This is a genomic window from Leifsonia sp. NPDC080035, from assembly GCF_040050925.1.
Taxonomy (GTDB): Bacteria; Actinomycetota; Actinomycetes; order Actinomycetales; family Microbacteriaceae; genus Leifsonia.
On the sequence record NZ_CP157390.1, the window covers coordinates 565,199 to 578,518 of the forward strand.

The 13,320-nt window shown below is 73.5% G+C and carries 10 protein-coding genes; 2 read left to right on the top strand and 8 right to left on the bottom strand.

The window, feature by feature from the left end; translation table 11 throughout:
* On the bottom strand, positions 1 to 645 hold the full coding sequence (locus tag AAME72_RS02790) for a CGNR zinc finger domain-containing protein (protein WP_348788715.1): 645 nt from the start codon (positions 643 to 645) through the stop codon (positions 1 to 3).
* Positions 646 to 710: 65 nt separating this feature from the next.
* Between AAME72_RS02790 and AAME72_RS02795 the strand changes: the two genes are divergently transcribed.
* On the top strand, positions 711 to 1,322 hold the full coding sequence (locus AAME72_RS02795) for a GNAT family protein (RefSeq protein ID WP_348788716.1): 612 nt from the start codon (positions 711 to 713) through the stop codon (positions 1,320 to 1,322).
* Positions 1,323 to 1,346: 24 nt separating this feature from the next.
* Here the strand turns inward: AAME72_RS02795 and AAME72_RS02800 are convergent, their stop codons facing one another.
* The 7 genes from AAME72_RS02800 to AAME72_RS02830 form a co-directional block, all read right to left on the bottom strand.
* Positions 1,347 to 1,853, bottom strand: a complete 507-nt coding sequence (locus tag AAME72_RS02800) for a SprT-like domain-containing protein (RefSeq protein ID WP_348788717.1) — start codon at positions 1,851 to 1,853, stop codon at positions 1,347 to 1,349.
* 88 nt (positions 1,854 to 1,941) lie between these two features.
* Positions 1,942 to 2,523 carry a hypothetical protein gene (locus AAME72_RS02805; RefSeq protein ID WP_348788718.1) on the bottom strand — a complete coding sequence of 194 codons (582 nt, stop codon included), beginning with the start codon at positions 2,521 to 2,523 and terminating at the stop codon, positions 1,942 to 1,944.
* A 30-nt stretch (positions 2,524 to 2,553) separates the two neighbouring features.
* Complete coding sequence (locus AAME72_RS02810) at positions 2,554 to 3,759, bottom strand: PQQ-dependent sugar dehydrogenase (RefSeq protein WP_348788719.1); 1,206 nt, start codon at positions 3,757 to 3,759, stop codon at positions 2,554 to 2,556.
* Between the two features lie 68 nt (positions 3,760 to 3,827).
* Entirely contained in the window at positions 3,828 to 10,082 is a 6,255-nt protein-coding gene (locus AAME72_RS02815) for a DUF5979 domain-containing protein (RefSeq protein ID WP_348788720.1), read from the bottom strand.
* 411 nt (positions 10,083 to 10,493) lie between these two features.
* On the bottom strand, positions 10,494 to 10,796 hold the full coding sequence (locus AAME72_RS02820) for a DUF427 domain-containing protein (protein ID WP_314148854.1): 303 nt from the start codon (positions 10,794 to 10,796) through the stop codon (positions 10,494 to 10,496).
* Between the two features lie 43 nt (positions 10,797 to 10,839).
* Complete coding sequence (locus AAME72_RS02825) at positions 10,840 to 11,415, bottom strand: hypothetical protein (protein WP_348788721.1); 576 nt, start codon at positions 11,413 to 11,415, stop codon at positions 10,840 to 10,842.
* The gene (locus AAME72_RS02830) at positions 11,412 to 11,909 is read right to left on the bottom strand and encodes an EVE domain-containing protein (protein WP_348788722.1); all 498 of its coding nucleotides are present in this window, start codon (positions 11,907 to 11,909) and stop codon (positions 11,412 to 11,414) included. Before AAME72_RS02830 ends, AAME72_RS02825 begins: the two co-directional genes overlap by 4 nt.
* A 113-nt stretch (positions 11,910 to 12,022) precedes the next feature.
* Between AAME72_RS02830 and AAME72_RS02835 the strand changes: the two genes are divergently transcribed.
* Positions 12,023 to 13,312 (top strand): RNA polymerase sigma factor, encoded by a 1,290-nt coding sequence (locus AAME72_RS02835; RefSeq protein ID WP_348788723.1) that lies wholly within the window; start codon positions 12,023 to 12,025, stop codon positions 13,310 to 13,312.
* The last annotated feature ends 8 nt before the right edge of the window (positions 13,313 to 13,320 follow it).

The following is a 13,320-nucleotide window of genomic DNA, read 5'->3' on the forward strand; positions in this document are numbered from 1 at the left end:
CTACTCGCCGCGGGTCGGGGTGGCGGCGCCGGCGCCGGCGCGCGCGGCGCGGGCGCGGTGGGCGCGGACCTTCGCCCGGTTGCCGCAGCGCTGCATCGAGCACCAGCGCCGGGTGCCGCTGCGGGAGGTGTCCAGGTAGACGAGGGAGCAGTCCTCGGCCGAGCACTCGCGGATGCGGCCGTCCACCTCCGGCCCGAACAGCCGGACGGCGTCCCGCGCGATGCTGCCGAGCGCCTGGTGCGGGCGCGCGTTCGCGCGTCCGGCCTGGCGGGCGCCCCCGGCGAGGACGGGCGGGATGTCCGGCGTCGCGGCGAACAGGTTGACCACGTCGATGTCCGAGGGCGACAGGGCCACGCCGTCGCTCGCCTGGCGGGCGAGCCGGCCGATCGCGCTGCGGAGCGTCACGGCGTCGCGGAACTCGCGCTCGCCGGCGGTCGGCGCGACCTCGGGGAAGCGCTCGACGAGCCAGTCGTTCAGCTGCTCCGCATCCCGGACCGTGTGCGCCTCGAGGTGCTCGGGCTCGTCGAGGCCGCCGGTATACGCGAAGTCGAGGGAGAGGGCGCCGGAATCGAACCACCAGCGCTGTCCATCACCCGAGTCCATCCACTGGCCGGAGCTGCGGGGAAGGATGGAGTCGGTCGGCATGGCGACGTCAAGACTACCGGACGCCCGGCCGCGGGGCGCCGGGCACGGGCTGCCATACTGAGCGGATGACCGCCGCCGTCCGCCTCTCCCCCGACGCCGTCCTCGAAGGCGCGACGGTGCGCCTGCGCGCCCTCACCAGGGACGACCTGCCCGATCTGTTCGACGCGATCGGTCACCCCGAGGTCTTCGCCGGCGGCTGGGGAGGCGGCCCCGCCGCCTACCGCGACACCTACGAGGAGTGGCACGCGTTCATCCTGCGCTACCTCGCCTGGAAGACCGGCAACGTGACAGCGGTGCTGCTGCGCGACGGCGACCGCCTCGTCGGCACCACCACGCTCGGCGACTTCGACCTTGCGAACGGCTCTGCGCACATCGGCTGGACCGCCTACGCGCCCGAGGTGTGGGGGACGCGCGTGAACGCGGAGACGAAGCGCCTGCTCCTCGGCGCCGCGTTCGACAACGGCTTCGAGCGGGTGAAGCTGCAGGCGGACGTGCTCAACGAGCGGTCGCGCGCGGCCATCCTCCGGCTCGGCGCGAGATTCGAGGGCGTGCTGCGGCACACCCAGCCGCGCGCCGACGGCAGCTGGCGGGACACGGCGGTGTACTCCATCCTGCGCGAGGAGTGGCCGGCGGTGCGGGACGCCCTGGACGAGCGCCTCGCGGCCGCCTCGGCCTGACCCGGCTGCGCGTATCGCGCGACGCTACTGCTCGGCCTCGCGTGCCGCGGCGGCGGCGAGGCGGCGCTGCGCGGGCGAGACCTCGCGGTGCACCCACGCGATGAGGTTCGCCGAGTCGAAGCGCCTGCTGCACGCTCCGCACGCGAGCGCGCGCGCCGGCTTGCGGTAGCGGTAGTGCGTGTGCCCGTTCGGGCAGGTGCCGACCCACGGCGCGAGGTCGTCGGCGATGGCGCCGCCGTGCAGCCGCTTGCCCTCGTAGCCGAGGTCGAGGGCGATCGCCCGCCAGCGCGGCCCATGGCCTGCACGGGATCCCGCGAGCGCGTGCGCGACCTCGTGCAGCAGGATCTGGTGGATGTCGTCGTCCTCGTACCGCGCCGCAAGGTACCGCGACACCGTGATGCGCTTGGCGGTGTAGTTGCACAGCCCCGCCCTGGTCTTGGCGTTGTCGAAGTCGAACGACCACACCGCCGGGTCCAGATGCAACGCGATGAGGGCCTCCGCCCACCGCCGCACGCGGTCGAGCTCCGCCATCAGCGTGCGTCTCCGGGTCGACCCATGCCAGGCATCCTACGCGGGGCCGCGGACGTGTTCCAGCGTCCTGCGCCCGCTTCGCGAGCGCTCAGTCGTCGCCCTCGCGGGGCGGAGCCTCCGGTCCGCGGTCGGCCTCCGCGAGCCGCTGCACGACGGCGACCGCCGTCAGCGCGCCCTCGATCTCCGCCGGGGATGCGCCCAGCTTCTCGCGCAGGAACACCGCCGCCTTCATGTCGGCGAGCGCGTTCTCGTAGTCCTGCATGTCGAAGTAGACCTTGCCCCTGGTCTGCACCGCGAACGCCTCCAGCGGCGTCCACTCCCGGCCACGGGCCTCGTCGACGCAGGAGGTGAGCTCGACGATCGCCTCGTCCACCTTGCCCTGGTACTGCAGCACCTGCGCCCGGCGGACGCGGGCGCCGATCAGCTGCTCCCTGTCGCCCGTGAACCGTGCCTGACGCACCGCCTCGTTGCCGACCTCCATGGCCTCGTCGAGCCGGCCGACGAGCCGCAGCAGCACGGTCTTCTCGTTCAGCGCGCTCAGGCTCCGCAGACTGCCGAGCTCGTCCAGCCGATCGCCCGCGGCGCGCAGGTCGACGCGCTCGCGCAGGGTGGTCGGATCGTATCCGAGGATGATGCTCAGGGTCTTCTCCCGTGTCGTGCCGGCACCCACCAGACTAGCCCGAGCGGAGCCCCGACCGGGTCAGCCGGGGGACCGGGTGTCCTGCGCGGGGACGAGCGGCGCCTCGATGAGCCTGTCGTCGCCGTCGCGCGGATCGCCGCGGCCGTCGGTGTTGTTGGTCAGCAGCCAGAGCCGGTCGCCGCGCCCGACCACGTCGCGCAGGCGGCCGAACTCGTCGACGAAGAAGGGCCGCACCGTGACCGGCGCCGCCCCGCCCGTCGACCAGGCGGTCCACAGCCGCTGGCCCCGCAGCGCGGCGAGGAAGATCGTGTCGCCGACGACCGCGAGCCCGCTGGGGCTGGCCTCGTCGGTCGGCCACTGCGCCACGGGATCCCGGTACGCGGGGTCGTTCGCGACGCCCTCCACCTCCGGCCACCCGTAGTTCGCGCCCGGCTCGATGATGTTCAGCTCGTCCCAGGTGTCCTGGCCGAACTCGCTCGCCCACATCGTGCCGTGCGAGTCCCAGCCGATGCCCTGCGGGTTGCGGTGGCCGTACGACCACACCGGCGAGCGGGGGAACGGGTTGCCGGCCGGGATCTTCCCCTCGGGAGTGACGCGGAGGATCTTGCCGCCGAGCGACTCGAGGTCCTGGGCGTTCGAGCGCTCGGACGCGTCACCCGCCGTGATGTACAGCATCCCGTCCGGCCCGAACGCGATCCGTCCGCCGTCGTGATTGGATGCGCGCGGGATGCCGGCGAGCACCGGCTCGGGGGCGCCGAGCGCGTAGCTGCCGGGGACGCCGGTGAGCCGCATCCGCACGACGCGGTTGTCGTCGGCGGTGGTCTCGTACGCGTAGAGGTACGGCGGCGAGGCCACCGGCTGGACGGCGAGTCCGAGCAGGCCGCCCTCCCCCGTGTGCTCCACGCCCGGCACCGTGCCCGCCTCACGCGTGCCGCCCTGCGGGAGGCGTTCGAGCACCCGGCCGTCGTCGCGCAGGCTGATCAGCGCCGAGCCGCTGGGCAGCGGGACGACGGACCAGGGCGCGTCGAGGCCGGTCTCCAGCACGGTCGTCTCGCCGCTCGGCTGCCACGGGATGGCCGCGACCGCCGGCGACGTGGCGGTGGGACGCGGCGTCGGCCTCGCGGTGTGCGTCGCCGTGGCGGTCGGGGTCGGCGCGGGGGCGCTGCAGCCGGCGAGCGCGACGGCCGCGGCGAGCGCCAGCACGACGGCGGACGGAGACCGGGACACCGCACCACCTCCCCGGACGACGGACGGGTCGGGGGTCATGCTAAACCCCCGACCCGTCGTGCGTCTGGACACGTCGGCCGCCGCCGGGCTCAGGCCCGGCGCCGGGCTCAGGCCCGGCGCCGGCGGCGGACGAGCAGAGCAGCGCCGGCCAGGGCGAGGATGCCCGCCCAGATGCCGACCAGCAGGACGTCCCCCGCGCTGCCGGTGGCGGCGAGGCCGCCGTGCGGTCCACCCGCCGCAGGGTCGGACTCCGAACCGTCCGGGTTCCCGCCGCCCGGGTTCCCTCCGCCCGTGTTCGGGTCGACGGGCGGGTCGACGACGACAGGGGCGCACGAGGCGGCCGGGTCGTCGGTGCACGCGCCCTCGACCTCCGGCGGCTGCCACGGCCCCACCGGCGGCGTGGTGACCGTCGCCCGGTTCACGGGCTGACCCGGCGCGCTGTAGCGGACGACGACGTGCAGCTCCACCGTGGCGTTCTTCGCGAGGCTCGCGATCGGCCAGGTGACGATGCCGTCCTTCTCCGCGCCACCCTGGTCGGCGGAGACGAACTCCGCACCGGCCGGGAGGGTGTCGGTGACCGCGAACCCGGTCGCATCCAGTGCGCCGATGTTCGACACGGCGATCGTGTACTCCACCTTCTCCTCGATGCCGACGATGGCCTTCGCCGCCGTCTTCGAGATCGCGAGCCGGCCGTACTCGAACGTGTTCGTGATGGTGACGGTCTGCGCGGCGGGGACCGCGCCGTCCACCGCGCCGCCGGCGATGTGGATGTTCGCGTTGTCGATGCTGCGCGCCGCCTCGCCGTAGCTTCCGGCGTCGCCCGCCTCGGCCACGGTGCAGTCAGCGCCGACCGGGATGCCGTCGACGCGCGCGGTGAACCCGGCGCTGCGCGCGAGCACGGTGTGCGCGGCGGAGCCGAGGTCGACCGGGGCCCCGGCGACGGTGCAGACGACGTCCGCGGTGAACTCGTCGGGCGCGGCCGATGCCGCGGCGCCGGTCACCACCTTGTCGATCCGCAGGGGTCCGGTGGCGATCGTCACGCCCGCCTTGACCGGGGCGCGGCGGATGCTGCCCCCGCCGGTGAGGTTCGCGACCGCACCGAACTGGTTCCAGGCGTAGGCCTTCGGCGCGGAGGCCGAGACGGGTGCGCCGTCCGTCCTCGTCGCCGTCGCCGGGAGGTCGATCGTGCGGTAGGTCACGGTCGCGCCCTGGCCGCCGGTGAGCGTCCCGCCGGCGACGCCGCGGAAGTCGAGCGTGACCCGGATGCCGGTGACGGCCGTCCAGTCGCCGGCGAACGCCGCGGAGTCCGTCCAGTCCGCCGGGTGCGTGTCGCACGTCGGGTCGGTCGGCCAGGCCGAGACAGCGCCTGTGCCGACGCAGACGTCGGGCGAGGTGGTGACCTGCCAGCTCAGCGCCGTGCCGTCCGGCGCCCCCGCGACCTTCACGCCGTAGTCCGCGTCGAACGCGGGCCGGAAGGTGGAGCCGCGCGGGCCGCCGGTGGCGAGCATCCGGTCGGCCGGGGTCGGCAGCGGCTCGACGAAGACCAGCGAGTCGTAGTCGACGGTGCCGCTGTTGACCGCGTTCAGGCGCCACTCGTCCGTGCCGCCGACGACGGTGTTCGCCGCGCAGGGCTGCACGTAGTAGCCGTCCGCGTCCGGCCGGCAGACCGCCGAGGGGTCGGACGGATTGATCGCACCGGACACGGTGCGGTCGACGACATCCCCCTTCACGCCCTTGGTCGTGTAGAGCGACGGGCCGGAGATCGGCTGCACGTAGTTCGTCGTGCCGCACTCGGTGGCGTCCAGGCCCGTGAGGGTGCCCTGGCCGTTGCCCGAGGTGTTGGTGCAGGCCGTGAGGGTCTGCGCCGTCTCGACGACCATGCTGTTCGTCGCCCGGTCGCCCGCCTTCAGCCCGGGCTTCAGGATGAGTCCCAGCACGACGGTGAACCGCTCACCGGGCGACATGCGCGCCCCGCCCTTCGGCCAGGTGAACCCGATGGTGCCCGCGGTGGAGTCGAAGGCCACCGTGGGCGCCGTGCTCAGTGTTCCGCCGGCCGAGGTCGACGCGACCGGCTTCTCGCCGTCCCAGGCGAGGGAGGCGGGCAGGGTGTCGGTCAGCCCCGCCACATCCAGGAAGCCGGTTCCGGTGTTGGCGAACGTCAGGGTCCACGGCACGGTGTCGCCCACCGTCACCGTGTGCAGGTTGCCCTGCGGCGTCTTGGCGACGTCGAGGCTGTGCGTGCCGGGGTTCAGCGCGATCCCCGCGTTCGCGGAGTCGGTCGCGTCCGCGTAGACGATCGGGTCGTCGGTGCGGTGCGAGGCGGTCTCCACCGAGTCGGTCACCGTCGACGGGAACGCAATGGCGGACCCGTCCCGTGCCGTGTCCCGCAGCTGGACGTGCAGAACAGCCTTCGCTGTGAAGCCCTCCGGCACCGCCGCCCGGCTGAGCAGGGCTCCGTCGGCGCGCAGGAAGGTGAAGCGGATGCCGGTGACGGACGCCAGGTCGGTGGTCGGCAGCGCCGCCGTCGCCGCTGGCGTGCCGGCGATCCAGGTCGGCGAGCCGTCGGTCTTCACGTCCACACGGACACGGTCGGCGCCGCTCGGCAGCGTGACGTCGCCTGCGCTCAGCCCGGTCAGCGCGAAGCTGTTCCAGAAGCCGGCGTCGTCGTCCGTGATCGTGACCTGGTGGGTGGCGGCCGTGGCGGCACCCGGCGTCGCGGTCAGCGTGACGGCGACCGGGGCGGTACGGTCGCGCTCCAGGAGGGTGGCCGGCGCGATCGACTTGGCCGCCGTGATCCCGAGGACGCCGGTGGACAGCGTCAGCGATGCGGTCTTGGCCGAGTAGGGACGCGACTGGTCGCCGGAGGGGAACAGCACGGGGTCGTAACCCTGGGCGAACGCGCCGTTGTCGATCCGGAACGCGGTGACCGGGTCGCCGGAGGTGCGCGCGGTGGCCCGGACGCGGGTGTCGAGCGTCAGCGTGAGCTTCTGCCCGGAGGCGATCGTGCCTCCCGTGGTCTCGGGGGACGTGCCCTGGTAGACGACGCTCACCCCGACGACGTTCCCGAGGGCGGCGGCCCCGAGGCCCGCCGCCTCGTAGAGCGACACGACCCTCGTCGACAGCGTGCCGTCCGCGGCCCGCTGCCAGAGCGTGACGCGCGTCGCGGTCGCATCCACCTGTCCGGTCGGGACCGTGTAGCCGATCCGTGTCACGTCGAGGCGCTCGAACGGGTTGGTGGCGGTGTACTCGGCGCCGGCGAACGGGTCGGCCTCCCAGCCGTCCGCGGCCGAGAGGCACGCGGTGGCGCTCGCGGCGCCGCACGGCGACGGGTCGGTGACCCGGATGTACGAGGCGCGCGAGGTCGCCGTGTTCTCCGCCGTCAGCGTGAAGCGGTTCGTCGGGTAGCCGGCCGGGTCGACGTCACCGATGTGCGGAACGACGACGGTGGACTTCTCGCTCGTCTTCGTCAGGTCCACCGCGGGCGGCTGGTCGAGCAGGGCAACGGTGTCGCTGCCGGTGACGGGACCGCGCGGGGAGCCGTTCTGGGTGCCGGAGGCGGACGCGGTGTTGGTGACCGAGCCGATCGTGCCCGCGGTCACCCAGGGGTGCGCCGGGTCGGCCGGGACGCGCTGCACGTTGCGCAGCGTCCAGACCAGGCCGATCGGGCGGGAGCCGCCGAAGGCCACGGTGGCGATGCCGGAGCCGACGGGCGGTGCCGTGGCGTCCGTCGCGTTCTGGCGCGCCGTGTCATTCGGGACGATCACCAGTCGCACGCCGGTCGCGGCCGCCGACTCCTGCGGGGTCAGCGTGTACCCGGCGAAGCCGCTGGTGGTCATCCAGCCGGTGTTCGGCGCCTTCGCGGAGACCCATGCGCCGCCGATGCGCAGCTGGACGTCCGTCACGGTGTCCCACTTCAGCAGCGGGTCGGACGTGAACGGGATGGCGGAGACCTTCGCCAGGTCGAACGACTGGAACACGCTCGACGCCGGGTCGTCCGGATCGGTGGCGGGGTCGGTGATCACGACCTGGCTGTAGCCGGTGTCGGTGACGCCCCAGCCGAGCAGCGTGCCCGCCTGCTGGCCGGACTGCGACGGCAGGTCGGAGACGTCCCCCGTGAGGTCGGGCTTCGTCCACTTCTTCGAGATGCCGAGGCTGCCGGATCCGGTCGTGGACTGGATCTTGGCCGTCGCGTCGGCCGTCACCTGAGCGCCGGTGACGGTCTTGCCCGCGACGCTCCCGGTCGTGGATGCAACGCCGTGGTTCGTGTAGGTCTTCGCGCTGCCGCCCGGCGTGGACGTGGAGCCGGTGCCGTCGCGCAGCTCGGCGCGCGCCCGGGCGGTGATCCCCGGCGTCACCGGCGTGCCCTGGGCGAAGCCCGCGGCGTTCTCGAAGACGAACCGCAGGCCGTCCGTGCCTGCCGGGAGCGACGGCGCCCGGTAGGTCGTGGCTGCGCTCGTCGCGTCCGCGGTCCCGAGCTCATGCCAGCTCGTGCCGCCGTCCGTCGTGTACTCGACCGTCAGCCGCGAACCCTTCAGAACCTGGGTCGGGGCGACGGCGATCGGGTCGAACGCGTTGAAGAAGTCGTTCGCCGTCGCATCCCGCCAGACGTCCTCGACCACGATCCGGTTCGGGGAGACGAACGCGGAGTCGCTGGAGGTGGTCGCGGGCAGCGTCACCGTGACGGTGGACCCGGGCGAGACCGGGGCGCTCGGCTGGATGGTCTTCTTCAGCGTCAGCGCGATGTCCGGGTAGAACACCAGCAGCGGCGCGCTGGCGGTCTTCGTGGCCGTGCCGGCGGAGTTCGTGCCGGTGACCGTGAGCGTGTTCGTGGCGTCGAGGGGCGTCCCCTCGACGGCCGCGTCGGTCGTCGGCGCGATCCGGAACTGCGCCGTCGCAACGGTGCCCGCGGCGATGGCGCCGGTGAAGCCGACCTCGATGCCGGTCAGGTGGGCGCCGCTGACGGCGGGGGCGGTCGGCGTGGCGCCGGAGGCGAACGGCGTGGCCTGCGTCGTGCCGTCGGAGAAGTGCCAGGTGACCGTCCCGGCGGTCGCACCTGCGGGGTACGAGATCCCCGCGGCGAACCCGCCGAAGGTCAGGGTGTCGGTGAAGTAGTCGAGGTCGCTCAGAGTGAGCGTGTCCAGCGTCCCGTTGGAGGCGTTCTTGCCGGAGATGGTCGCGGTGGCGGTGGTCCCGGCAGGGATGCGCGCCGGCGCGATGGTCTTGCCCGGGGTGACGGCGACGGTGAGACCGCCGATGGCGAACGGTGCGCTCGCGTTCTTCGTCACGGGCGACTGGTTCGGCGCGGTGACCGTGCCCGCGACCTGGTTGGTGACCTTCGCACCGGTGACGAGGGCGGCACCGCTCTGGCGGTCTGCGCTGCGCTGCGCGACCAGCACACCGACCGACCCGGCGGATCCGCCCGCGGCGAGCGCGGTGCCGTCCGCGCCGGCGAACGTGAAGCGGAGGCCGGCGACGTCACCGGCGGCGACACCGGCGGGGAGGGCGATGGCGGCGGGGTCGGCGGGCGGCCCGGTGGTCCACGCCCACTTCCCCGTCGCGGAGTCGCGGACGTACGCGTCGACCTGGACGGTGGTCGCGCCCTGCGGGAGGACGACGCCGCCGAAGCCGGCGAAGTCGACGATCGCGAACGGGTTCGCAGCGTCCAGGGCGGAGCTGCCGTCGGCCGCGACCGCCGGGTCCTGCAGCGCGAGCGAGGTCGCGGGGATGTTCGAGGTGTTCCGCGCGCTCAGCGACACCGTGGAGGTGTCGCCGGGGCGGAACTGCTGGCTGGCGGGGTTCCAGGTCTTGCCCACCGAGACATCCACCGAGGCCGGGATGTCGACCGTGACGTCCGCGCTGCTGGAGACCGGCCCCGCGATCGTGCTGGAGGTTCCGACGGCGGTGTTCGTCACCGCTTCGCCCGCATACTGCCAGGCAGGGGTGAGCGTCTGCGGCGCCCGCAGCGTCACGCTGATCGTGTACGCGCGGCCCGCGGCGAGGCCCTTCCCGCCGCCGGCGAGGGCGTCGGTGAAGGCGACGCGCAGCTCGCACGCGCCGGTGACCTCGGTGGTGCAGCCGGTGAACGTTTTGTCGAACGATCCGGAGCTCGGGGTGACGGACGACTCCACGATCGGGAAGCCGGCGAACTCGGCCGGGAGGGTGTCGGTGACCGCGGCGTCGACGCAGTCGTTGTCGTCGCAGCCGACGGCGATCGTGTAGGTGAACTCCGTCCCGTTCTTCACGGTCAGTGCCTTCTTGCCGTCGCCGACGGTCTTCGAGACCGAGAGCGAGGCGAGGCCGCCGGAGGCCGCGAGGCTGCCGGGGCCGGTGTCGCCCGCCGCGAGTGCCGGTGCCGCGACCATCCCCCCTCCGACGAGGGCGAGCACGGTCGCGACGGCGACCGGACCGAGCCGCCTCAGCCGTGGTGCGACGGCTGGTGCGGCCCGGTGCCGGCCGCTGCCGGACTGGCGCTGTGTGCTGTGGAATGTGTTTCGGGCATGCTGAAGGGCGCGACGAAGCAAGGTCTCGGGCTCCGGGTTCGCGGAGGTTCGGGTACGCGCCGAACGCCGGCGAATTCGGGTAAGCCGGCGCGCGCGCCTTCCGGTTCGGGTTCCGGAAGTACCGCCGCACTACCTGTATACCGATTCCGACCGTACGGTCGGAAGTACATTTGTACCCCGTTTTCGGGGGCCAGTCCTCCAAAGTGAGGACTCCGGGGTACGACGAAGGGCGCCCCGTGGGGCGCCCTTCACACGGGTCCGGCCGGGTTCGCGTCAGTCGACGACGCGGACGTCCTTCCAGAACGCGACGTAGTCGCTGTAGTCCTTGCCGACGCGGTCGAAGGAGCTCGGGTACGGCGTCGGGTAGCTCCACGCCCGGTCCTGCAGCAGCGTGTCGCCGTCCTTCACGGAGAAGTACTGGCACTCGCCCTTCCAGGGACAGGTGTACGGGGTGTCGCTCTCGACGAGGTACTCGGACTTGACGCTCTTCGGCGGGAAGTACCAGTTGCCCTCGATCCGGATGAGCTCCTCCTCGGGAGCCTCGGCGATGACGGTGTCGTTCAGCACAGCTTTCATGGATGCAACCTCCTTGCTGCGCCCAACACGGGCGCCGCGCCGATCATTCCGGCGTGGAGCCGCTTCGCAGGACGGTCACATCCTGCGACCAATCGAGCCGACCGAGCGCGGCGATCTCGGCGGTGGCGACACCCGCAGCGGCGAGTTCCTGCGCGGAGACCGACGCCGTGAGCAGGTGCGCGACCGCGCGGCGGAGGCCGGTGAACGCGGCACACGCGGCCGCCGCCTCCGGGGAGCTGTAGTCGATGCCACGGACGGCGAGCGCGTCGACGACGGCACCGGCGGCGAGCAGGTCCTCCACCGCGAACCGGGTCGCCCCGGCGGCCGTGCTGCCGCCCGCGGCGACCACGGCGACCATCGCCCGGCGGCCGAGGCGCACCTGCTCGTCGAGGATCCACTGGGCGACCGCGGAGGGATCGGTGAGGCCGGCGCGGAGGACAGCTCCCGTGCCCGGGATCTCCGGCACGGTGGCGCCGGCGCCGTCGGGCTCGAGCGCATCCACCCACACCACGACGTCCGCGTCCGCGGCGACCGCGGCCGCGCCCTCGGCGGCCCAGTCGAAACGGACCTGGTACTTGGTCTGGCGGTGGGCGTCGGGGATGGTCGCGGTCGGGCTCACCGGGCCATCGTAATGCGGGCGCCGCGGCTCCCCCGCTGTGTTTCGCCGGGTGACGGCCGCATCTGGTGGCGGATGAGCTCGAAGTCGTGGCGGCTGATCTCGATCAGCCCGCGCCGAAGCTGATAGCCCCAGTCGCGGTTGTCCCTGCTGAAGTCGAGCGCCTGAAGCAGGGGGCGGATCGGCGTCTCCACGGCGTCGTGATCCCACTCGACGCGGCGCCGCCACGGGAGGAAGTCGCCGGCGGGTCCGCGCATCTGCGGCCCTTGCGTCGCCTGGAACACCTCGTCGTCGGCGATCCTGCCGACGGCGGTGAACGCCTTCAGCGGCTCGCCGTCGGTGAGGGCCGTGCGCGGCGAGTAGTACACGAAGCCGTCAGCCGAGCCCATCCCGGCCAGCGGCGCGCGGGCGCCGTGGCTGACCTGCGCGTAGCCGCCGGCGACCCCGCGCAGCACGTGGTCGCGCTGCACCACGCCCAGCCAGTATCGGATCGCCATGGTCCCGTTGTAGCGCATACCCCCGTCATGCACCGCCCGCGACGGCGCCCGCCCGGGATACTGGTGTCGAAACCGGCGCGTCCCGTTCGACGCGGGGACGAGAGGAGGACGTCATGCCGCACAGGGCCGACGCGTCCACGGACGCCCGAGACGACGCCCGGCGCACGGTGGAGGCCGTCTGGCGCATCGAGTCCGGCCGGCTCGTCGCCGGGCTCGCCCGGTGGACCGGGGACGTCGGCCTGGCCGAGGAGCTGGCGCAGGACGCCCTGGTCGCCGCCCTCGAGCAGTGGCCGGCCGAGGGCGTGCCGCGCAACGCCGGCGCCTGGCTCACCGCGGTCGCCAAGCGCCGCGCGATCGACGGCTGGCGGCGCAGGGAACGGCTGGACGAGCGCTACGCCGCGCTCGCCCGCGACCTCGCCGACGAGCAGGGCTCCGACGATCCGGCCGTCGCGGTCGAGGAGGAGATCGACGACGACCTGCTGCGGCTCGTGTTCGTTGCGTGCCACCCCGTCCTCGCCCAGGGCGGCAGGGTCGCGCTCACGCTGAAGCTGCTCGGCGGCCTCACCACCGAGGAGATCGCCCGCGCGTTCCTGGTGCCGACGTCCACGATCGCCCAGCGCATCGTGCGCGCCAAGCGCACGCTGAGCGCCGCGAAGGTGCCGTTCGCGGTGCCGGCCCGCTCCGAGTACCCGGAACGGCTGTCCTCGGTGCTCGAGGTCGTCTACCTGATCTTCAACGAGGGCTACTCCGCGACCGCCGGCGACGACTGGATGCGCCCCGACCTCTGCCGCGAGGCGCTCCGGCTCGGCCGCGTGCTCGCCGAGCTGACGCCGCGCGAGCCGGAGGTGCACGGCCTGGTCGCGCTGATGGAGTTCCAGGCGTCCCGTATCGGCGCCCGCACGACCAGGGACGGCGAGCCCATCCTGCTGCAGGACCAGGACAGGACCCGCTGGGACCGGCTCCTGATCGGCCGCGGCGTCGCGGCGCTCGAACGCGCCGACCGGCTCGTGGCGGGCACGGGACGTGGGCCGTACGCCCTGCAGGCCGCCATCGCCGCCTGCCACGCGACCGCGCCGAGCGCCGACCGCACCGACTGGGAGGAGATCGTCGCGCTCTACGGCGCCCTCGCCGAGCTGCGCCCCTCCGCCGTGATCGAGCTCAACCGGGCCGTCGCCCTCTCCATGGCCTACGGCCCGGAGGCGGCCCTCGACGTCGTCGACCGGCTGGTCATCGACGGCGCACTCTCGTCGTACCACCTGCTGCCATCGGTGCGCGCAGACCTGATGTTCCGGCTGGGCCGCCTGCCCGAGGCGCGGACCGAGTTCGAGCGCGCCGCCGCGATGACAGGGAACGCGCGGGAGCGCGACCTGCTGCTGGCGCGGGCGGCGGAGTGCGGGGAGTGAGGGCTGCG

Excerpts from the sequence above, each read along its gene's own strand:
- AAME72_RS02790 (WP_348788715.1), bottom strand. The coding sequence starts at position 645 with ATGCCGACCGACTCCATCCTTCCCCGCAGCTCCGGCCAGTGGATGGAC.
- AAME72_RS02795 (WP_348788716.1), top strand. The coding sequence starts at position 711 with ATGACCGCCGCCGTCCGCCTCTCCCCCGACGCCGTCCTCGAAGGCGCG.
- AAME72_RS02800 (WP_348788717.1), bottom strand. The coding sequence starts at position 1,853 with ATGGCGGAGCTCGACCGCGTGCGGCGGTGGGCGGAGGCCCTCATCGCG.
- AAME72_RS02810 (WP_348788719.1), bottom strand. The coding sequence starts at position 3,759 with ATGACCCCCGACCCGTCCGTCGTCCGGGGAGGTGGTGCGGTGTCCCGG.
- AAME72_RS02815 (WP_348788720.1), bottom strand. The coding sequence starts at position 10,082 with ATGGTCGCGGCACCGGCACTCGCGGCGGGCGACACCGGCCCCGGCAGC.
- AAME72_RS02820 (WP_314148854.1), bottom strand. The coding sequence starts at position 10,796 with ATGAAAGCTGTGCTGAACGACACCGTCATCGCCGAGGCTCCCGAGGAG.
- AAME72_RS02830 (WP_348788722.1), bottom strand. The coding sequence starts at position 11,909 with ATGGCGATCCGATACTGGCTGGGCGTGGTGCAGCGCGACCACGTGCTG.
- AAME72_RS02835 (WP_348788723.1), top strand. The coding sequence starts at position 12,023 with ATGCCGCACAGGGCCGACGCGTCCACGGACGCCCGAGACGACGCCCGG.